Source organism: Lederbergia galactosidilytica (assembly GCF_017873565.1).
GTDB classification, from domain to species: Bacteria; Bacillota; Bacilli; order Bacillales; family Bacillaceae_C; genus Lederbergia; species Lederbergia galactosidilytica.
Map to the genome: position 1 here is coordinate 1 of NZ_JAGGKH010000015.1, position 21,120 is coordinate 21,120.

General features: G+C 38.0%; 18 protein-coding genes. All 18 read right to left on the reverse strand.

The genetic code is table 11. From position 1 onward, the window contains the following. Window positions 1-127: 127 nt before the first annotated feature. Entirely contained in the window at window positions 128-787 is a 660-nt protein-coding gene (gene hisIE / locus J2Z23_RS15280; protein ID WP_209974447.1) for a bifunctional phosphoribosyl-AMP cyclohydrolase/phosphoribosyl-ATP diphosphatase HisIE, read from the reverse strand. Then, entirely contained in the window at window positions 777-1,538 is a 762-nt protein-coding gene (hisF, locus tag J2Z23_RS15285) for an imidazole glycerol phosphate synthase subunit HisF (protein ID WP_057987380.1), read from the reverse strand. Before hisF ends, hisIE begins: the two co-directional genes overlap by 11 nt. 5 nt (window positions 1,539-1,543) lie before the next feature. Next, window positions 1,544-2,239, reverse strand: a complete 696-nt coding sequence (gene hisA, locus J2Z23_RS15290; protein WP_209974449.1) for a 1-(5-phosphoribosyl)-5-[(5-phosphoribosylamino)methylideneamino]imidazole-4-carboxamide isomerase — start codon at window positions 2,237-2,239, stop codon at window positions 1,544-1,546. A gap of 192 nt (window positions 2,240-2,431) precedes the next feature. Beyond that, entirely contained in the window at window positions 2,432-3,019 is a 588-nt protein-coding gene (hisB, locus tag J2Z23_RS15295; protein WP_057987376.1) for an imidazoleglycerol-phosphate dehydratase HisB, read from the reverse strand. Between the two features lie 15 nt (window positions 3,020-3,034). Continuing rightward, the gene (hisD, locus tag J2Z23_RS15300; protein WP_057987375.1) at window positions 3,035-4,324 is read right to left on the reverse strand and encodes a histidinol dehydrogenase; all 1,290 of its coding nucleotides are present in this window, start codon (window positions 4,322-4,324) and stop codon (window positions 3,035-3,037) included. After that, window positions 4,321-4,944 carry an ATP phosphoribosyltransferase gene (gene hisG, locus J2Z23_RS15305; RefSeq protein WP_057987372.1) on the reverse strand — a complete coding sequence of 208 codons (624 nt, stop codon included), beginning with the start codon at window positions 4,942-4,944 and terminating at the stop codon, window positions 4,321-4,323. The genes hisD and hisG overlap by 4 nt, the downstream gene beginning before the upstream one ends. Then, window positions 4,941-6,065, reverse strand: coding sequence for an ATP phosphoribosyltransferase regulatory subunit (locus tag J2Z23_RS15310; RefSeq protein WP_057987370.1), 1,125 nt, complete (start codon window positions 6,063-6,065; stop codon window positions 4,941-4,943). The genes hisG and J2Z23_RS15310 overlap by 4 nt, the downstream gene beginning before the upstream one ends. 437 nt (window positions 6,066-6,502) lie before the next feature. Next, window positions 6,503-7,510, reverse strand: a complete 1,008-nt coding sequence (locus J2Z23_RS15315; protein ID WP_064468228.1) for a family 20 glycosylhydrolase — start codon at window positions 7,508-7,510, stop codon at window positions 6,503-6,505. Between the two features lie 47 nt (window positions 7,511-7,557). Next, window positions 7,558-8,850 carry an ABC transporter substrate-binding protein gene (locus J2Z23_RS15320; RefSeq protein WP_209974451.1) on the reverse strand — a complete coding sequence of 431 codons (1,293 nt, stop codon included), beginning with the start codon at window positions 8,848-8,850 and terminating at the stop codon, window positions 7,558-7,560. A 523-nt stretch (window positions 8,851-9,373) separates the two neighbouring features. Further along, window positions 9,374-10,165, reverse strand: a complete 792-nt coding sequence (locus J2Z23_RS15325) for a hypothetical protein (RefSeq protein ID WP_209974453.1) — start codon at window positions 10,163-10,165, stop codon at window positions 9,374-9,376. After that, window positions 10,152-11,555, reverse strand: a complete 1,404-nt coding sequence (locus J2Z23_RS15330) for a sensor histidine kinase (RefSeq protein WP_165589649.1) — start codon at window positions 11,553-11,555, stop codon at window positions 10,152-10,154. The genes J2Z23_RS15325 and J2Z23_RS15330 overlap by 14 nt, the downstream gene beginning before the upstream one ends. A 5-nt stretch (window positions 11,556-11,560) precedes the next feature. Further along, on the reverse strand, window positions 11,561-12,262 hold the full coding sequence (locus J2Z23_RS15335) for a response regulator transcription factor (RefSeq protein ID WP_057987534.1): 702 nt from the start codon (window positions 12,260-12,262) through the stop codon (window positions 11,561-11,563). A gap of 659 nt (window positions 12,263-12,921) precedes the next feature. Continuing rightward, complete coding sequence (locus tag J2Z23_RS15340) at window positions 12,922-13,899, reverse strand: carbohydrate ABC transporter permease (RefSeq protein WP_238482799.1); 978 nt, start codon at window positions 13,897-13,899, stop codon at window positions 12,922-12,924. A 12-nt stretch (window positions 13,900-13,911) separates the two neighbouring features. Next, the gene (locus tag J2Z23_RS15345) at window positions 13,912-14,778 is read right to left on the reverse strand and encodes a carbohydrate ABC transporter permease (protein ID WP_057987538.1); all 867 of its coding nucleotides are present in this window, start codon (window positions 14,776-14,778) and stop codon (window positions 13,912-13,914) included. A 1-nt stretch (window position 14,779) separates the two neighbouring features. Further along, window positions 14,780-17,098, reverse strand: a complete 2,319-nt coding sequence (locus J2Z23_RS15350; protein WP_338018436.1) for a DUF5696 domain-containing protein — start codon at window positions 17,096-17,098, stop codon at window positions 14,780-14,782. Next, complete coding sequence (locus tag J2Z23_RS15355; RefSeq protein ID WP_238456155.1) at window positions 17,095-19,236, reverse strand: YIP1 family protein; 2,142 nt, start codon at window positions 19,234-19,236, stop codon at window positions 17,095-17,097. The genes J2Z23_RS15350 and J2Z23_RS15355 overlap by 4 nt, the downstream gene beginning before the upstream one ends. A gap of 20 nt (window positions 19,237-19,256) precedes the next feature. Continuing rightward, window positions 19,257-20,102 (reverse strand): carbohydrate ABC transporter permease, encoded by an 846-nt coding sequence (locus tag J2Z23_RS15360; RefSeq protein ID WP_057987592.1) that lies wholly within the window; start codon window positions 20,100-20,102, stop codon window positions 19,257-19,259. Between the two features lie 73 nt (window positions 20,103-20,175). Continuing rightward, complete coding sequence (locus J2Z23_RS15365) at window positions 20,176-21,096, reverse strand: carbohydrate ABC transporter permease (RefSeq protein WP_082881344.1); 921 nt, start codon at window positions 21,094-21,096, stop codon at window positions 20,176-20,178. Between the last annotated feature and the right edge of the window lie 24 nt (window positions 21,097-21,120).

Here is a 21,120-nt window from a genome sequence, read left to right on the forward strand (position 1 = left end):
GTGGACACCCTTGCCTTAAGCTAACGGTTCCTACTGCCAAGCCTGTAGTGGACTTTCACCACCAAGTTATAGCCCATGCCGGGCGCACTAAAAAATCAAGCTCTCAATGAGCTGAGAGCTTGATTTTTTACCAATTTTCTATTTCTTTTCTTTCTTTCTTTGCATTTCCCTTTTTGTGAGATCTCTTTTCTAGTTCTGCTTCTACCTCTGCTAGACTGACTCCCTGGTCCACTAATAAAACTAAACAATGATAAAAAAGATCACTACACTCATTAATGATTTCAGCTTGATCTTGATTTTTCGCGGCAATAATGACTTCGCCCGCTTCTTCAATGAATTTCTTCGCAATCTTATCTGTCCCTTTTTCAAATAGATAGGTTGTATAAGAACCAGAAACTGGCTCCGTTTTTCGCTCTTGAATCTCATCCATCAAGCGTGCGTAAATACTGTCAGTAGCTTGTGTAGAGAATTGTGCTACTTCCCCTGTTATTTGCTCAAAGAAGCAAGATTTCTCACCCGTATGGCAAGCAGGACCCAATGGATCCACCCTTATTAAAAGCGTATCCTGATCACAATCAAGTTGGATGGATTTAACTATTTGTTTATTTCCAGATGTTTCCCCTTTATGCCAATATTCCTTACGGGAACGGGAATAAAACCATGTTTCCTTCGTTTCTAATGTTCGTTCATATGCCGTTTCGTCCATATATGCAAGCATTAGTACATCATTTGTTTGGTCATCGACAATAATCGCTGGAATTAGACCTTTTGAAAAGTCAGGATTCATTCATTTTCACTCCCTGGTTAAGACAAAGCTGCTTTACGTCTTGTATACTAGTCGTGTTTTCATGAAAAATGGAGGCGGCTAAGGCAGCAGCTACATTAGTTTGTTTAAATACCTCGACAATATGTTCAGCATTTCCACAACCTCCTGAAGCAATAACAGGAATGGACACAGCATCAACAATTGCTTTTGTTAGTTTAAGATCATAGCCATCTTTTACACCATCGCGATCAACACTTGTTAGTAAAATCGAACCTGCGCCCAGTTGTTCTAATTTTTTCGACCAAGCGATTACATCTAATCGAGTATCCTTTTGTCCGCCATGGGTCATAACATGCCAAGTTCCGTCCGTAGCAAGCTTAGCATCAACTGCAGCCACAATCGAATTCGAACCGAATTTTTTTGAAGCCTCTACAATTAAATTGGGATTTTGTACGGCAGCAGAATTGATTCCTACCTTGTTAGCACCAGCAGCCAGAATCCGTTCAACATCTTCCATTGATTTAATTCCACCACCAACAGTAAAAGGCACTGTCGCCTTTTCAGCAACCTTTTTGACCATGTCGACAAGAGTATCACGCTCTTCAGTTGTTGCCGAAATGTCAAGAAACACAAGTTCATCAGCACCAGCCTGGCAATAGGATGCGGCCATTTCAACAGGATCTCCCATTTCTCTAAGTCCTTCAAAATGGACACCTTTCACAACTTTCCCATCTTTAAAATCTAAACAAGGTATTATTTTCTTTGCTGACATATTTTTCAACCCCTTAATTTGATTGTGCCTTCGTACATCGCTTTTCCAACGATCGCCTCTTCAATGCCAATTTCAGCTATCACATCTAAATCAGCTTGATTGCGAATCCCACCTGAAGCAACAATGTCACAACTAACCGCCTCATGGATTTTTCGCAATTGCTCTAAGTTCGGGCCTTGCATCGTTCCATCCTTAGAAATATCTGTAAAGACAATCCTTCTGACACCTAACTGTTCCATTTTTTGAGCAAACTCGATATAATCGACCTCTGTTTCAGTTTCCCAACCTCTTGTCGCGATTTTTTCATCGCGCGCATCGATGCCAATCACAATATTCTCTTGATAATCTGCTAGTGCTGCTTTTAAAAACGCCTCATCCTCAAGTGCGGCCGTCCCAATAACAATTCTGGACACCCCAGCTTCAATATAGGCTTTGATTGTTTCTAGTGTTCGAATCCCGCCGCCAACTTGAATCGGGACAGAAGCAGATTTGGCCAGTTTTGAAATCAATTCAAGTTGTTCTGGCCTGCCAGATCGAGCTCCATCTAAATCTACAATATGAATAATCTTTGCTCCATCTTCTATAAAAGTGTTTAGCTGAGATTCTGGAGCACTTCCAACTTTAGTTGTTTGTTCAAAATCCCCTTGATATAGTCTGACACATTGCCCATTAATGAGATCCATTGCCGGTAAAATAATCATTTTCTTCCCCCTTGTTTGAAAAGCACCTTGTTTAGCAATGAGCCTCTTCCCAAACGTTACTGACTTAGCAAGCAGGCATCAAGAAATTTGCTATTCATAAGGCGCCGGAGCTAGGTCCAAACACTAGCCCATTTTCTTTTCCAAATTTTTAATACCATAATAACTTAAACATGCGGATAGCTCATTTTCAGCTTATTCTAGTACACCCTTCGTGGAAATAACCCCTTTTATATTAGGATCAATGCGAACCGCCTCTGCTAACGCCCGACCTAATGCTTTAAACAGCGCCTCAATTTTATGATGGGTATTTTCTCCATATAGAATGCGCGCATGCAGTGTGATACCCGCATTGAAGGCAAAAGCTTGGAAAAATTCCTTTACTAATTCTGTATCAAAATTTCCTAAAGATGGAGTGGAAAAATCTCCTTCAAAATGAAGATAAGGTCGACCACTTATATCTAATGAAACAAATCCCAATGCCTCATCCATGGGAACATAAGAGGTTCCATAGCGAACTATTCCTGCCTTATCTCCTAACGCTTCTCGTACTGCTTTCCCTAATACAATCCCTGTATCTTCAACAGTATGGTGACTATCAATATGTAAATCACCTGCGACTTTTACCGTTAATCCGATCCGTCCATGTCTAGCAAATGCCTCTAGCATATGATCAAAAAAGCCTACACCTGTTTCGATTTCTACTAGATTGGGATCATCTAAACGACATTCCAAAGCAATGTTTGTTTCTTTCGTCTCTCTTTGATTAGAAGCTATTCTCATCTCTTTCACTCCTGCTTATTCACTAATATTATTCATTCTGATGGCAACAGCACGGCCGTGACCAGCAAGTTCTTCTTTTTCTGCTATTCTTTCAATATATGGTGCAGCATTTTGCAAAGCTTGCTCCGAGTAATATACATAAGTTGTTTTCTTAATAAAATCGTCTACTGATAAACCGGAGGAAAATCTTGCCGTTCCAGATGTAGGTAAAACATGATTTGGTCCTGCGAAATAGTCACCCACTGATTCTGGTGTGTGATTTCCGATGAATACAGAACCCGCATTCTTTACCTTGCCTAAATATGATAGGGCGTTTTCAATTTGAATTTCAAGATGCTCAGGTGCCAATTGATTTACAAGGTTAAAAGCTTCATCAATTGAACCCACTAAAATCGCCCCACCTTCATTCTTCAATGAAGTTTCAGCAATCTCTCTCCTTGGCAAACTTGCACATTGTTTTTTCAATTCTATTAATGTTTCATTTAAAAGCTGTTCTGAAGTCGTAAATAAAAAGGCACGTGCTTTTTCGTCATGCTCTGCTTGGGCAATTAAATCTGCTGCAACATATTCGGGGCGGGAAGTAGCATCTGCTAGTATGGCAACCTCTGATGGACCTGCTATCATATCAATCCCTACATCACCAAAAACAAGTGATTTTGCAGCTGCAACATATTCGTTTCCAGGTCCAACAATTTTATCGACAGGTTGAATACTCTCTGTCCCATAAGTTAATGCTGCAATTGCTTGAGCGCCGCCAACTTTATAAATAGTTTGCACACCAGCTATATCTGCTGCAACAGATAAAATTGGCGCAATTTTCCCTGCTTTTGCCGGAGTAACCATAACTAGATGGGATACTCCGGCCAAAACAGCTGGAATAGCATTCATTAAAACACTTGATGGATAACAAGCCTTTCCACCTGGAACATAAATGCCTACCCGCTCAATTGGACGGAATAATTGTCCGGAAATCACTTCCTCTGTCACTTCCATCATCCGTGATTGCTGCAGTTGCTTGGAATGAAATGATCGGATATTTTCAGCCGCCTTTTGCAAAGCCTCTACAACGTTCTCAGGGACCTCTTCCCAGGCAGCACTTCTTTCTTCTTCTGTAACAACAAGATTTTTTGGTGCGCCTCCATCAAATTTTTCCATATATTCTTGTAAAGCAGTATCTCCATTTTGTCGAACATTTTCAATAATGGAGCGAACTGTTTTTAAAGTCGAGTCAGCAAACGGCTGCTTTTTTGTTTTATTGGAAATAAATTGATTGGTAAATTCTTTTGCAGTATAAAGCGAAATCATTTGATAACCTCCTCAACCCGAAACGCTTCAATGAACGGATATAAAATTGCTTTTTTCAGTTTCAATGAATTCCGATTGGCAATACAGCGTGCAGAAATGGAGAACATTTCTTCTTTGACAACTAAACCATTTTCTTTGAGTGTATTTCCAGTTTCCACAATGTCGACAATATCATCAGCAAGCCCTAAAAGTGGGGCAAGTTCAACAGATCCTTCCAACTTCACTATGTCAACAGACTTTCCTTGTTTCCGAAAGTAGTCTGTTGTAATATTTGGATATTTTGTTGCAATCTTTTGCTTACCTAATGCCTTATTAGAATCAGGTTCTCCTGCAACAGCAAAGCGACATTGCCCAAATGGGAGTGGAAGTAAATCAAAGACATCAGGTTGAACTTCTAGCAAAATATCTTCCCCAACAATACCAAGATCCGCAATTCCATGTTCTACATATGTCGCTACATCAATACCTTTTGCAAAAAAGGCGAAAAATTGCTCCGTCTCTACTTGAAGCTTTCTTCCCTTATCTAATAGAGGCGCAACATCAAACCCACGCTCTTCAAGGAACTGAATAAATTGCTTCTCAACCCTCCCCTTTGTTAAAGCAACAACAGGTTTTGTCATCTTTCCATCACCTCGACTTTTCCATTTTTTTTACTAATTTCCAAAACAAGATCATAGTTAATATTCTCCAATGGCTGTGTTTGAATATCTACAATCGCATCCTTATATTCCATTCTCAATTCCTCCGCCTGCACTAACGTATCCTCGGAAGCAATAATACAAATATGAGTGTAGTCTTTCGTTTCTACCAAATGTTCAGCCAAAACATCGACATCAAACGCCAGCCCTACAGCAGAGATTCGCTCACCGAACTGCTCATAAAGCCGATCATATCTCCCTCCCGAGAAACAATCCGCTCCCGTTTCTTTCAAAAATCCCCTAAACATCGTACCCGAATAATAAGGGAGATTTTTCACTCTACCCAAATCAATTAAGATTTCCTGATTACCTGATTGTTCTACGATTCTAGCAAGCTTCTTCAAATGGTCTAATATATCTAGCAAGTCTTTACGATCTTTCCACCGTTCTTCATAATCGGATAAAATATCTAATGAACCGAAAGCATCCACAAGAGAAGCTAACTCTTTTGCACTTTGTTCATTTTTCCCGTTAAGGGCAATTTGATAAACCTCATCCTTCTTCTTATCATGCATTGCCTGTCTTAGTCGTTTTTCATCTGCTTCAGACAAAGTTAAAGGCCTGACTAAACTTTCAAAAATTTCCGTATGGCCTAATTCAATGAGACAATCTCCCATTTGTAATTCTCTTAATAAGGAGCTCGCCATTAACAAGCTTTCACTCTCTCCCATTAAAGGTGATAAATGCAAGGTTTCCACACCAATTTGCTGGGATTCAATTCCGGGAATCGATTGTTTAAAGATAGATCCTATGTACGCCCATTTTTGAGGAATTTTTGCTTGATTTGATAATGCTCGTGCAATCGATGTTGTCCAGTCAGGTCGTAATACCTCAATCTCACCTTCTGGATTAAACCATTTCATCATATCCTGCAATTTCATATCCACATACTGATTTGTAAAAGTAGCAGCATATTCAACAACGGGTGTGGAAATCAGAGAATATCCTCTCATTGTTATTACTTTTCTGAATACTTCCGTGACACGGAAACGATGATCAATAGAAGTACCCATTTCATCTCTGCTACCTGCCGGCAAAAACATACAAGTTCACATCCTATTTCTTTAATCCATTATCACTCTATCGAACTAAAGGATTTTTATAATTTCTTATACTGTATCACACTCTAAAATACATCGTCAATGGTTAATCTGAATTTTACTGAAGGCAAACCAGCTATTGCATGGTAGTGACTATAGATGTGAAAATCATTGAACCCAACTCAAGTGAAGAAATTCAACCTTTTTCTATTTCCAAAACTGCAAAAAAACTGAGGCTGGGACAAAAGTGTTTTCGCTTAAGTAAAGTCCGAACTATTAGTGTGAAAATAACCCACTCCGGAAATATACTTCGCTAAGGTAATGCAATATTCGCTTTTGAGGCTTAGCATTTTAGTTATGTCCCAGCCTTTTTTTCTATTTCCAAAACTGCAAAAAAAACTTAGCAATGAATGGTTTAAATCATTCATTGCTAAGGGAATTTACTTTAAAATACCTGTCACCTGATCCAGCGTTTCCTTCAACTCCTTCAGTTCTCCATCAAGTTGATCGGTAATAAATTGTTCAAACGCTTGCTTATTCCAACCATTCCATGAAGTAACGAGCATTCCCGGCATCCGCTTTTGGGCATTTAGTTCTTTTGCTGTCTGTAAGCTTTCCCCTAGAAAAGCGACAGCTGCATCAGTTTTGAACCAACAGGCTGGAATCACCTTAAATCCCTTCTCTAAAAAGATTTTTATCGAAGGATAAGACGAATGACGGTCATAATGCCAATCCATTATTGTAATATCCGTTGGTATTTGCTCAATAGCTTTATAGGTACCGAATGTATCAGATTCCCACATATTATGATAACCTGTTTCTTCACTACTGATCAGTCGATCTCCCCACATAAACATTTCCAATCCGTGCTTTTCTACAATATGACTACGCATATCCGTTACAGCTTTGGCAAATAAGTCTGCACGATCATGGCCGTGACAGCGTGGGCATTGGTTATCTGCAAGCTCAATTACTTCATCCATCCCAACATGAAATCCATCACATGCAAAGGCTTCAATTAATTCATCGATCAATTCAAAAGCCAGGTGATTCACCTCTGGATGATTGGGACACCAACTCGGTGCAAAAAAATCCGGCCAGTTTGCATCTGTTGGAATATGCGGTGTTTCATCAAATTGAGGATAGTGTTTGAGTATACTATTTCTTCCTCCTCCCCAGCCTTGATGACCAAGACATTGAAACAATGGGATTAATCTAATGCCATTTCTTTTGCAAATCCTTGCTATTTCCTTTGCATCATATTTATTTAATGTACCTTCAGATAACTCTGGATATACTTCAAATTGAAAAGATGTATTACATTCCAATAGCAATAAATTTACTCGCCTAGGAACCAAAACCTGTTCAATAAAAGTAAGCAATGAATCTACTAATTCTTGTGAACCGAAACGTAAGTGAAACGCTCTTAATGTTGTTTCGTTGTCCATTTTTTACCTCCCCATTCCTTTAAACAGGTGTAAAGAATATTTCACGGTCATTCACGTTCTTTTTGCTGACGAACAAGCTCTTCCTCCTCTTCTTGGATAATGCGTAAAAATTCATTAATATCTTTGTTAGAGTTTGCAAATTCAACCGGTAATGTCCAAAGTACGCCGCCACCTAATTTTGCGGATTTTTCTGGGCCTGTTGCATATTCATTTTTGAATAAGGATTCTAGGTTTTTTCCTACCAATTCTTCTTTCTCTTCAGCAAATGCCTTATGAATATCTGGATTCACCAAAACAGAGGCTCCACCCTGCTTTGAACGCTCCATTTGCACTTCATCAGATAATAAATAATCAATCATCTCTAAAACTATTTCTTTATGTTCACTTGGTTCTGTGATTGCAAAGCCACCTGCATTCGGTTGTGGATTCAACCCCTCATACCCTTTCCAAACAGGATATGTGGCAATATCAACATAATTATTCTCTACCCATCCCCAGTTTGTCGCAGCTGGAGCCATCGCAATATTTCCTTCAGAGAACAAAGCGCCCCAGTTCATAAATAAATCTCCCTTTGGCTCTGTTGGATAGTTACCTGGAATCGATATCGCATCGTCTATCATACCCACATACCTTTTAAAGGCTTCAGATTCTGTAATAATCACTTCTTCTGTTTCAGGATCAACCGATTGCTGACTAAATTGTGTAAACGCATCGTACGGAACATCTAGGTCTAATCCACGATATTCTGTTCCATTTCTCTCTCCTGTTACCTTTTTAGCAAGTTCAACGACTTCTTCCCATGTCATTCCATCTTCGGGATAGTCAACACCAAAAACATCAAAGACGTCTTTGTTATAATGCAAAGACCATGTTGGACGGCTATTGGGGATAATATACAAACCTTTTTCATTATTCGGATCATTCTTACGTGCGTATTCTACGACAGATGGCTCTAAACGACTTAAATCAAATCCTTCTTTGTCTATTAATTCATCCATATTATAAGCTAATCCTAAATCATCTAAAAAATTTGTATGTGTTAAAAGTCCCATTGTCACCACATCAGGGGTTTTATCCGCGGCAATTATGTTTTCTAGAGTTTCAGGATGGTCTGTCCCAGCCTGTTGTACTTCAATCGTTACATTCGGAAATTTTTCTCTTAATAACTCTCCATAGTTTTCTTCAAAATGTTCCTCATCCCACTGGTGTGCCCAGCGAATGGTTACATTCTCCTGATCCTCCCCATCTGTTGGTGCTGACGTTTTGCTACATGCTCCTGTGATGACAAACAAAAACCCAATGATAAATAAAAAGGATATGCACTTAACTATTTTCTTCATCTCTCTTCCTCCTTATATGATTGTCGCAAACCTCCATAACCATCTTATTAAGTAAGCGCTAACATTATCATATCGAAAAGCTTGTGAATTTTGTGTGAAGATGTTACCGGTAAATGAAAAATTTAGACAACCACATATAGAAAAGGGAAAAACACCTCAAGAAAAGAGGCTGGACAAAAGTGTTTTCGCTAATGAAAAGTCCGAACTACTAGCGTAAAAATAACCCACTCCGGAAATATACTTCGCTTTCCGAAGGCCTAGAGGATGTGGGTCATGCAGGCGTTGCGACGTACCAGGAAGTACTAGTGTAGGTGAAGCAACAGGAAGTTGCGCTTTGAGCCTGCCGCCAGGACGGCACGAACTTAGCCTGCATTCCCTAGTGTCAAGCCTCCTCTTGCTTGAGCTGCCGGGGTCTTGTCGAACTCTTACTCCCCGCAAGTCTACGTATATTTCCTCCGCTAAGGTAATGCATTGTTCGCTTTTGAGGCTTGGCATTTTAGTTATGTCCCAGCCTCTTCATTTGTTATGCCAAGCTATTATTTTTTTCTTTTCGAGCTCGGCTCAAAATCGTCATGAACACCATTTGGATCAGTGTCATAATATAGGCATAGAATAAAATCATCACAATCACAAAAATTGGAGACCAGATTTTATGAAGGATGATACTTAAGGACAAACTGATGATATACATTATCACAACCGTTATCGAAGTTGGTAAAAACGATTTTGCAAAATAGTGGCGACTTTTTTTCAAAGCCTCCGGAATAGGTAGCTTATCTAGTACAATAGTAAACTCCAGATAAATAAACACGATTCGCAAAACTAGTAGAGCAATTAAAGCGACAAAACCGCCGATAGTAGAAAAGAAAATGACGAGAAAAGCTGTTAAACTAATTTTAAGAAAATACATAATGACTCCGAGAAGAATAAATTGCAACCAATTTTTCTTACCATACTTTACAAATTCAACTGAAGAATACTTTCCATTCTTCCCAATCGCATATAAGGAATGAATATATCCTCCTTGAAGAAATGCCCCAATTACAATCAAACTCACCACAACTATCCCTGTAAATACAGTTATGTCAACAGGACCATTGAAAAAGTATACTTGATTAGCTAACAAAGGGATATTCGAAATATGGCTAACAGATGGGAAGCCCATTTCTAAAATAAGTTTGCTCGAAAACATCGTTTGACCGTTAAACCCCATAAGATATAAGCCCAAAGATAATGCGAGCAAATCATAAACAATTGGATAAATAAATATAATTGCATTTTGATGAAGCTTGCGGATGTTGTTAAATAGCCCCATGAATATCCTCCGTACTTTTTTTCTGCCCATCTAATGAAACAAGCTGATTATCTATCGGGATTTCCACCCAAAATATCGAACCTTTTTCAAATTTACTTTTTACACCAATTTGTCCTCCATGTGCATGTACAAGTGCTTTCGATATACTTAGACCAATACCTGAACCACCATAATCACGAGAACGTGATTTATCGATGCGATAAAAACGATTGAACACCAAATTTAATTCATCTTCCGAAATGCCTATCCCACTATCTTGACAATAAAAGATAAAACTATCTTCTTGAATTTCGATTGATAACCAAATATCGCCGCCTGGTGCTGTATACTTAAGAGCATTTGAGAGAATATTTGTGATAACTTGAATCATTCGGTCTGGATCTATATAGGCTGTACAAGGCATATTAGGTGGATTAAAGTGCATCTTAATCTTTCTTTGTTTAGCTATGAACAAAAAACCCTCATATACACCCCTCACCAGGTGATCAACACTCACTTTCCGAATCTTTAACTTAAAGCGAGCCCCTTCTGCCTCTGAAAGTTGTTGAAGATCACTCACTAATCTTGAAAACCTCTCAACTTCCTCATATATATCCTGTAAATTTTTTTCAGTCTTCGGATATACACCATCAATAATCGCTTCCAAGCGAGTTAATACCGATGTAAGCGGTGTACGTAATTCATGCGTTAAATCTTCCATCATTTGTTTACGCCAATTTTCTACATTATTAAATTCGATTAATAGATTATTAATGCTATCAATTAATTGTTTCGTTTCTTCCGTACCAATTCTTGGAACAAATTCTTCTCGGTTTCCCTTTAATATTTTCTCCGCATATCGAGCAGAAGCTTTCATTGGTTCAGCGTAATTTTTCGCTATAATGAGACTTAGGATTAACGCTGAGAAAATAGCAAAAGCCAGAATATAAATCCGGCTATTTTCTAATCCTTTTTCGAACGTTGTAACGGCTGGTGAGCTTAAATCTTCTTTCATATCAAAAATAGTATGTAAATATCCGAGTGTTTCTCCATCTTTTACAATTGGTAATTCAACGATATAAGGATCTTCGTAGCCAGAATAGTCTAGTTTATTTTTATACAAAACTTGCAAAGATCCTTCCTCGACAAATTCGACTGGTGTTGCATATTCTTGGGCCATTTGTTCAAATCGTTCCCCATTCTCTGGAGCTTCAAGTGGATCCAGTAATCCAGCTCGAAAAAAAAAGCTCATTTGATAGGCCTTTTCGGAAAAGTATTTTTGTTTATACTCTGTTATGAGGCGGTCGGTTGAAAACAATAAAGAGTAATAGATGCATAGTATACCGAGGAAAGACATTAAAAATAGAATCATAAAAATCGAGATTTCCGTTTTCTTGAAAAATTCCTTCATAAACTTCATACTTCCCTATCCAAGAAACTATTAAATGTATAGCCTGCACCAATTTTTGTCACAATGTACTCGGGCTTTTTAGGATCATGCTCGATCTTTTTGCGCAAATTTTTGATATGTGCATCCATTGTTCTTCCATCACCAATATATCGATAACCTTGTACGATATAAGATAAATCCTGACGACTAAAAATTTTCCGTGGTTTTTTTACCAATGCATCTAATATTTTAAATTCAGTTGATGTTAGTTTTACAGCTTTTTGATTAACCAAAACCTCTTGGGTTTCAAAGTTAATAACTAATCCATTTTGATTCAAGCGCAGAATCGGATCATCCTGTTTCTTAAACATATCCATCCTTCGTAATAAAGCGTTAATTCGGGCCAAAACTTCTTTAATCCTGAAGGGCTTAACAATATAATCATCTGCCCCAATATTTAATCCATTAATCATATCTTCCTCACGAGATTTGGAAGAAATAATCATAATCGGAACCTTTGATGTTTCTCGAATCCTTTTACATACATCTTCACCAGACATTTTAGGGATCATAAGATCTAATAAAACAACATCTAATTTAAACCTCTCTATTTTATGAAGCGCTTCCAATCCGTCGCTAGCGATATAAACTTGCCAACCTTCTTTTAGAAAATATGATTGTAAGACCTCTCGAATTGACTTTTCATCTTCAACAATTAAAATATCCATTTTTTCACCCATCCTTTTTTTGTTTTTAAGAAGTTAATAAAGGCCATCTTTATTCACAAAAAAAGAAAATCACCATAAGAAACATATGCCATCCGTATAATATCTATTGGCTAAGATGCCACTATCTCTTGATTCTGATCTAAAGAAAGGTTTATGACAGCGTTTTCCGATCTAACCTGATGCTGTCTATCGCATATGGATCTCATCCATCGTAAGACTTTATCCTTTCTTATCTGTTAAAAACTGCAAGCCATCCCTTTTTCGATGGCAAAGAAGAACATTCTGTACTCACTAAAACGCTAGGGTGGCAGTCATAAAGATACTAAGCGAAAAAGTGATCTGTTCATTTAAATTTTCCAAAGATACTTAAACTTCTACCTATTTTATAAATTACCATTTGTTTACAATGTTGTCAATTTCATTTCGTTACCCGTTTAATAACCTGGAACTCTGGAAGGGAAAACCCCCTTCCTAGATCCAGAACATTTGCTTGTCGCGCCTAGGCAACCACTTCGCTTTGCATTTGTCCAGCTCCAGCACCCAGCGATAACAATCTTTCGGTACCTGCTTGCTTAATTCACCATTTATTTGCTTTTCAGGCTCATCCTATATCCTTAACCAAAAGGTTTGTACGTTGCTTTACTGGCCTTCAGCTTGCTTTATTCCACTAATCCTGTTCGTTCTACGCCTTCGACAAAATGACGTTGGAAGATTAAGAAAATCAGTAATGGTGGGAGGATGGCAAGAAAACTAGCTGCCATTTTAACTGCTCCCGCTTCATCAGAAGACATTTGCTGAGATTCCACAAAACTTTCTATCACTCGATCTAACGATAACATTTCACTGGCAAGTGGTAATAATTGTGTATCTACCAAAAACATTTTTGGTAAATAGGTATCATTCCAAGTCCAAACAAAGGAGAATAAGAATACAACTAAGAGTGCCGGTTTTGCTAATGGAAGCATGACTTTTAAAAAGAATCGAAACGCACTGGCACCATCGATTTTAGCCGCCTCCTCCAATTCCCTTGGTTGAGTAAGAAAGAATTGTCGGAAGATAATCACAAACAGGGATCCCTTTACTCCAAAGCCTAAAATAGATGGAACAATTAATGTAAGAAAACTATCATTAATTCCTAATTTTGTGTAACCAATAATAGTTGGTAATACCGTGACTTGTGGTGGAATAATAAAAGCTGTAATTAATAACCCAAATACCAACTTTTTAAAAGGAAACTCTAAACGAGCTAAGGCATAGCCAGCTAAGGCACAAGTTACACAATGAAATATCGCGGAACTCAAGGCTACAATCATGCTAATGGAAAAAGCCTGCCCATAATGTAAGGCCTTCCATGCCTGGTGTATATGCCCCAAATAGAATTCTGATGGAATCCAAGTAATCGTTGGATCAATCAAATCTTTTTCGCTCATGACCATATTGACGATCATTTTTAGAATCGGATTTAAATAGATATAAGAAGTTGCAATAAATATTGTATAGAGAAAAGCCTTAAAGAGGAGTCCCTCATTAATTTCCTTCCCCAAAATAATATATTTAGCGGAGGTTAGCCCTCTTTGCAAATAATGTTTATTACTTGGCTTGCGATACTTTTTCATCGTATCTGTACTAATATTCATTTCCTTCCCTCCTTAACGGGTTGCTGCCCTTTGTCTTTTATTAATCCGAACGAAAATGAACATCACGATCATTAGGAATATGAAGATAATCAAGAAATAAACCCATGCAAGCGCACTACTATAACCATAATTCCCTGTACCAATTAAATCGATAATTGGGTTGAAGGGAAAAGTGAACATATCGACGACCGTATAAATTAGATTCAAGAAAATAAAAGGGGTCATAGCTGGTAATGTAATTTTCCAGAAAACCTCCCATGGGTTTGCTCCATCAATTCGAGCTGACTCATAAGCGGAATTACTGATCGTTTGCCGCCCTGCTAAGAAAATTAAGATTTGCACACCTGAATACCATAAAACAAGAACAAAGCGATTTAAGATCGTCTTAACTGAATTCCCCCAAGTACTGTTACCTAAAAATGTGTCTAAATATTCTCCAAGAGAAAATCTTTCTAAAAATCCTAAACTTCCTTCCCCTTGATTAACAAATTCTGTTAAGAGATACCCCGTTGTAAAAATGACAGGGAGGAAAAAGATCGTTCGAAATAAGAAACGACCATAAAGTTTTTGATTAAGCAATATGGCAATTAATAAGGAGAAAATAATAATAATAGGGACCATTAAGATAATCTCTTGAAAATATGGAATAAGCTCATCATAAAACTCAGAGCTATTGAATAATATCTCCCGATAATATTTGATGCCGTTAAACTCATATTTCATCCCAGTCGGAAGGATTTTCACTTGATGAAAACTCATAAACAAGGAAAATCCTAATGGAAAAGCAAGGAAAATCAAAAATCCTAACATCCAAGGGGCGATAAATAATGTCCCTTCCAAATTACGAGCGACTTTTGCGTTTATCCTCCTTTTTTTCATGTTATCTGCCTCCTTCAAGGATGATGAAGTCCTCTGCCTCTATCGCAATTCCGTCCTTGTTATAAGGTGTCTTATTGTAATTAACAATAATTCTTTTGCCATTTTCATAGCGTGTTTCAAATACATCGTTCGCGATCATCTGATGGTCAACAATAAATTGGTCCTGCACATCAGCAAGAGCTTCATTATAACTTTGGTACTGTGCGGCAATTTCCTTTTCCCAATCTTTATAATTGGCGCTGTAAAATCTTCTTAGTGAAGTGGATTCCATTAATTTCTGTGATTGTTCATACGTCAGAATAAAGGAAGGAAGTGCTCCATACTCAATCCCTTGTAAAAAACGATTCTCCGTACTTCCTCCCATATTGCCGTATTGGAAGGAATAAGAAATCAATCCATGAAGCGCTATTTGAGCAAAAGGAATTTTCTGGTCTACAAATAAATCATAGGAATAATCATCATCCATTTCAGAAAGATGTTGAACATTTTTAAGACCATAGAAATTCCCTTCAGAGATATACACTTTATTAAGTTCTACGGCAGTCTTTTCTATGACTCTCTCTTGTAATTCCTTCGTTTCTCTGCGATTAGCAAAATATTTATTATTATAATCTGTTGAAAGAATGGAACCAATTCCATCACCATATAAATACCCGTCTACCTTTAGTTCCTTTGCTTCCTCTATATCTTGTAATATCGTTTTTTCCATAAACTTTGGACTAACTAAGTATTTCTCCCCTCTATATGAATATTCCTTAATTACAGTCGAACTTAAATCACGGAGAGCATCCCGTTTTGGGCGAAAACCGTCTTTATTCGTATTATTATACGTATAGGAGCTTGCATCCAAATAAACCTGGAATCCTTTAGTATGAGCAAAATCTACGAACTTTTTCATTTCGTCGTTTCCACCAAGTTTCTTCGCAACTGGGAAATGACCACCGTAGTTTTCATATCCCCCTCTTTGCCAACCATAATAATGAATGGACATATCTTCCACACCGGAAGTATTTAACTCTTTGACAATTTGTCCTGCTTGCTCTGCGGTCGTAAGAGGGAGATATGAATCCCTAATAAAGCCTTTTTTCGTTCCTCCCCCAATTAGCGCTAAATGTAAAGAGATATTCTCTTTGGCCTCTGAGCGAGTTAACCCTTTTTCTTCCATTAAATATTGACGATATCTTTTTGCCATATCCACATAACTTGGATCTTCGCCAGCGAGCATATAATATCGGACAGTCCGTTCCTCTCTTTGCATTTCCTCTGAATAGGTAAAATATCCTTCAAGTTTCTTGCGATTCGTAGGCTGAAAAAACTTAAATCTGAATAAATGCTCAGCCGTTGCCCAATTATATTGTGTTAGTGTTTCAGAAGGAGCCGACACAATATTCGCATATACATCTCCCTCTTCAATTAACCCCAAAAAGGTTTGGTTTTCAGATTTTATCCCAAAAGTAGGCATACGTACCGGTTGTCGAGTTGAAAAGTTGGAGTTAGAAGAAAATGACCAATCATCCCCATAAACTCTCTCAGTATATAAGTTATTCGTATTTGCCCGATCTTGTTGAAACTCTACTAAGGCTCCGGGACCGTCCGGAAGAAAAACATATCCGTCTTCCTTTTTAGACGTTTCCGCACCTAAGAAAGGGAATAAACGCAATGAAACTAGTCGACTTTTTGGATCTTTTTTCCCTTGATCATCACCTTCCGGGAATTCTTTAATATCAATAATCTCATCTGCTAGCACCTTTGTTTCCACATAATCCTCTTCAAGTTGAACTTCTATCGGGATCACAAACCCGATATTGGGCATTTCATACGTTACTTGGAAACCATTCTCCAGCTTTTTAAAGTCAACTGTGCCCCCTTGACTATGAAAGCTAGATTCCTTCACAACATCTTTCCGAACATTAAACTCTACATAAGAAAACATAAAGGGGGATTGCAAATGTATTTGCCATGAATCAGATGTGTTCCCTTCATCCCATCCTTCTGGATTTGGAAAGGACCTTAAACTTTTTCCTGTTTTTTTATTGTCGACAATAAAATGCCCACTCTCTGGATCAGCTCGCAAAATCAAATTGGTATTTTCAGCTACTTTTTCAAATTTGTTTTCATCTGGGGGATCGAGTTTTATACCATTCCCCTTGTTATTATCGTCTTCACTCTGATCATCTGCTGCGGTTTCATCTGTTGAATTCTCCTCAAGATTTCCCTCTTCGGTATTACCTTCTGCAGAATCAGTATTCGCCAAGACCGTGACGGTACTCAACATAGATAAAAAAGCTAAAACTATAATAATCACAGCTTTTCTCTTCACATTGTCACCTCCTGGTAAAGTGTATAAATAAAGTCAATAGTTTCGGAAGAAAGACCAACAATGATAAAAATTAACACCCATAGCATCACCATCGAAAATAACGATAATAAAATATTAATAATCGTTTCTCCAACAGAGTAGTTTTGCAATGCCTGCACCATCCAGAAGAATAATGCTGCACACCAGATCACCATGAGAGCTGTAAAAAAGCCATAGATAGAAGACTCGCTTAATGTCATGATATTTGATAAAAGTGCTAAAGGTAGCCCCAGTAAAAAGATTGGTAATAAAGAATAGGCGCTCCCAACAAACACATCACGGAAACGAGCTTGACCATAGCGGATGGCTCCAATGAGATAATGACAAATTACCCAGGAAATCCAAATAACGGCACCAACGAGTAGAATAGACCCTGCATTCAGACTACCTACAGGCACAGGTTGAAAAGTAAAGCTAGTAAAATAAACTCTAGTTAAGGCAACGACAATGACCAAACCAAGAATGATGAAGGCACTTACATAGTTTCCTTTATTGCTATAGCGAATATCTGCCATTCCATCCAGCGGATGCTTGAGAATGTAAAAAGCATGCTTAAGATCCTTTAGTAATTGAATATTTTTCCACGAACTTAATGAAATACTTTTTTTCTTTTTAACCTTTCTTTTCATTCGATAACGTGATCCAATTACAGATCCAACCCCAATGACAAGAAATGCATTCGCAAAATAGGCAAAATTCTTTTGAAACCAACTTAATCTTATTTGCCAGAAAGAATCGGAATAGCCTTGCTCATCACCTGCTAGCTCATATAACTGCAAAGCCTCCTCATAATCTTCACGGGAATAAGCAGCACGAGCAAGCCCGGCATACGCTGGTGAAAACAAGGCATTTTGCCTCATAATTTTCTGCCAATATTCCTCACTTTCTACGTATCTTCCTTCTTGAGTCAAAATATAAGCCATCTGAATATCATGGCCAAAATCAGTCGGTTTCAACACTTGAACTAGATTGAGTGCATCATCTAAAATGAAAATTTTATTTTCACTGTTTGTATCTAGTGCAACTGGACTTTTAGTCACCCCAACTTGTGGTGAACCTGAGGTTACGGGTGCCCCCCAGAAAAAGAGTAGCTCACCCTCCTGATTAAATTGAGCAATAATCGCACTAGCCTTATCAATAACCGTTACGATTCCGTTATTATCAACCGTTACATCCGTTATTTCCGTCTTAGGCGGTCCTTCCTCATCACTCTTCGCGACAGATCTACTTCGTAAAAAGTTTAAATTAATATTGTCGCCAAAAGAGAATTCTTTCCATTGATTTTCGCCGCGAATATTTATTTTCTTTATTTGTTCTGTTACATCTCGAGAGACAGTGTAAATAAATCCATTATGGTCAATATCAATATTACGAATCGGGTTTGGTAACAGGCGAACTTGCCTTCTTAATTGTTCCTCGGTATAGAAGATATTTCGCACCCTATCCATAATCGAAGCTTCTGTAATATTCGTTCCATAAAATCCAAAGAATTCTCCTTCAGGGTCTAATTGAATAATCCCTTGATAGGTTCCTCGTGAAACGATAAAAATAAATCCTCTCCGGTCAACAATAATATTCGTTGGTTCATAGACAAATTTATCGTCAATATATTTTGACTCTGGTTGACCAAATTCCTTTATAAGCTTGCCTTCACGATCTAACCGTAACACTCTCTTATTACCAGTATCGGCGATATAAATATCCCCATTTGTGTCAATAAAAAGCCCTGATGGTTGATTAAGCGGACTTTCAGGAAGGGTTAATTCCCTAAGCAAATTGCCCTCCTTATCTAAATGAATAATACGATTATTACCTGTATCGGCAATATAAATTTCATCGTTATCATCAATAAATAAATCTTGAGGTTGTTTCAATGATGAATAAACATTTTCGCCATTTTCATCAGTCACATATATATCTCTAGCCAATACCTCGCTTGGTTCATAGGCGGGTTGTGTAAATATCGTTTGATTGAAGCCATCCACACTGAATGTGTCATAGGGGACTTCTGCATTGGCCGTAATTGTCGATGACAGAAACAAGATTGTAAGGCTGATAGAGGCGAATATGGCCTGCCGTATTCTCCGGAACATTTTCATTACAGTACCTCCTCCTTGCCTTATTTGATTCCAGAATGGGCCATGGTGGCGATGACCTTTTTTTGGAAAAATAGAAAGATAATCAGCTGCGGTAAAAACATAATCAATGCCCCTGCTGCCGCTGCCCCTTGCCTTGCGACTGTGTTTGCCAAATTCGCAGTAAGGGATTGCATATAATAAGGCAATGTTTTCATCGATTCATCCTGCATAAATAATTGGGATGTCTCAACATTTCCCCAAGCCGATTGAAAAGAGATGATTGCAATCGTTGCAATCGCTGGTGTTACAATTGGTATGACAATTTGCAAAAACATGCGAAACTCAGAGGCTCCATCAATTTTAGCAGCCTCCATAATCTCGTTAGGTACTTGATCCATAAACTGCTTCATTAAAAATACACCTACAGGCATTGCAACCATCGGCAATACGTGCCCCCAATAAGAATTCATAATCCCTAAATTTTGCACGACCACATAGCGGGGTATTTGCAAAACAGTTGGTACAAACAAAAGTGAGAGCATGATTAACGAAAATACTAGATTTACTCCTGGAAACTTATGTTTGGATAATGCGTAGGCACATAATGAACTTGTAAACACCATGGCTGCTGTTGCCGCGACAGTCACAATCACACTATTAAAAATATATCTTGATACTGGCACAAATGTACTCTGTGTCATCGACATTAACTCCACAAAGTTTTGAAATGTGGGATCCTGAACGATAAATGTAGGTGGAAAAAGAAACAACTCATGTAATGGTTTAAATGCATGATTTAGAATATATACGATGGGAAGAAGCATGAAAAATGCCAACAAAGTTAGGAAAAATAAAATGATTACCTGTGTTGCATCCAATCTTTTCATTTCCGCACCAAAGTTTTTTAGCTTGATCCATGTTTCTGACCCCAAATCTTTGAAATAGGTTTGCAATTTCACTCTAAGCCCCCTCCTTTTCACCAAAGAGATAAAAGAACACTCGGCTTAGTAAAAACATGAGGATTAATAATATGACAGAGACCGCACTGGCATACCCTAATTCAAATCGAATAAAACCATAATCCTCAATATGACTAATCATTACCTGACCCGCATAATTCGGTGTCGGGTTTGTGCCCGATAATTGCACTCCTAATTCACCTGATTGCAAAGTATGAACAATCGACATAACCCCAGCAAATAGTAATTGTGGTTTCAAGGAAGGCAAAGTAATATACCATATTTCCTGCAGACGACTAGAAACTCCATCCATTTTCCCAGCATCATACAATTCCTGGTCCACATTGAGGAGGCCCGCTAATAATGCGAGAAAACCGATGCCCATACTAGACCAAATCGAAACGACAATCATAATATTTAAAAGCCAATCTTGGTCTTGCAGAAAAATAATCGGTTCCGTTAAAAAGCCATATTTTAGCAAAAAGCTATTAATATACCCAGTACGGTCACCCGAGAACATTACTTGCCAGACGACAGCCATTGCGACTCCTGCTGCTAGGGAAGGAGCATACATAGCAAGCGCAAAAATCATTCGTAGGGTATTGGGAAGTTGAGCAATAAACCAGGCTAATAAAAAGCCGAGAATAAAGCCCACTGGACCAACAAACAAAGCAAACTTAAACGTATTTGGTAAGACATTCTGTAAAAAGACAATATCTTGCGAAAATAAAGTTTGATAGTTTAGCCATCCCGTCCATTCAGGAAATTCTATGGAGTTGAAATAGGTAAAGCTCAAGCCAATTGCTGCGATTACCGGAATTACGATAAAAATAATAAACAAAATCATAAATGGGGCAATAAATAAATAAGAGAGACGGAATTTCCAAATATCAGCGATTAGTTTTGTCATTTTATTTTTCATTTTGAATATGACTGGATTGGAAGT

What these genes read in the sequence shown, in the direction of transcription:
- J2Z23_RS15320 (WP_209974451.1), bottom strand. Translation starts at nt 8,850, where the DNA reads ATGAAGAAAATAGTTAAGTGCATATCCTTTTTATTTATCATTGGGTTT.
- J2Z23_RS15335 (WP_057987534.1), bottom strand. Translation starts at nt 12,262, where the DNA reads ATGGATATTTTAATTGTTGAAGATGAAAAGTCAATTCGAGAGGTCTTA.
- hisF (WP_057987380.1), bottom strand. Translation starts at nt 1,538, where the DNA reads ATGTCAGCAAAGAAAATAATACCTTGTTTAGATTTTAAAGATGGGAAA.
- hisB (WP_057987376.1), bottom strand. Translation starts at nt 3,019, where the DNA reads ATGAGAATAGCTTCTAATCAAAGAGAGACGAAAGAAACAAACATTGCT.
- J2Z23_RS15345 (WP_057987538.1), bottom strand. Translation starts at nt 14,778, where the DNA reads ATGAAAAAAAGGAGGATAAACGCAAAAGTCGCTCGTAATTTGGAAGGG.
- hisA (WP_209974449.1), bottom strand. Translation starts at nt 2,239, where the DNA reads ATGATTATTTTACCGGCAATGGATCTCATTAATGGGCAATGTGTCAGA.
- J2Z23_RS15325 (WP_209974453.1), bottom strand. Translation starts at nt 10,165, where the DNA reads ATGGGGCTATTTAACAACATCCGCAAGCTTCATCAAAATGCAATTATA.
- hisD (WP_057987375.1), bottom strand. Translation starts at nt 4,324, where the DNA reads ATGATTTCGCTTTATACTGCAAAAGAATTTACCAATCAATTTATTTCC.
- J2Z23_RS15315 (WP_064468228.1), bottom strand. Translation starts at nt 7,510, where the DNA reads ATGGACAACGAAACAACATTAAGAGCGTTTCACTTACGTTTCGGTTCA.
- J2Z23_RS15330 (WP_165589649.1), bottom strand. Translation starts at nt 11,555, where the DNA reads ATGAAGGAATTTTTCAAGAAAACGGAAATCTCGATTTTTATGATTCTA.
- hisG (WP_057987372.1), bottom strand. Translation starts at nt 4,944, where the DNA reads ATGACAAAACCTGTTGTTGCTTTAACAAAGGGGAGGGTTGAGAAGCAA.
- J2Z23_RS15355 (WP_238456155.1), bottom strand. Translation starts at nt 19,236, where the DNA reads ATGAAAATGTTCCGGAGAATACGGCAGGCCATATTCGCCTCTATCAGC.
- J2Z23_RS15360 (WP_057987592.1), bottom strand. Translation starts at nt 20,102, where the DNA reads ATGAAAAGATTGGATGCAACACAGGTAATCATTTTATTTTTCCTAACT.
- J2Z23_RS15340 (WP_238482799.1), bottom strand. Translation starts at nt 13,899, where the DNA reads ATGAATATTAGTACAGATACGATGAAAAAGTATCGCAAGCCAAGTAAT.
- J2Z23_RS15310 (WP_057987370.1), bottom strand. Translation starts at nt 6,065, where the DNA reads ATGTTTTTGCCGGCAGGTAGCAGAGATGAAATGGGTACTTCTATTGAT.
- J2Z23_RS15365 (WP_082881344.1), bottom strand. Translation starts at nt 21,096, where the DNA reads ATGAAAAATAAAATGACAAAACTAATCGCTGATATTTGGAAATTCCGT.
- hisIE (WP_209974447.1), bottom strand. Translation starts at nt 787, where the DNA reads ATGAATCCTGACTTTTCAAAAGGTCTAATTCCAGCGATTATTGTCGAT.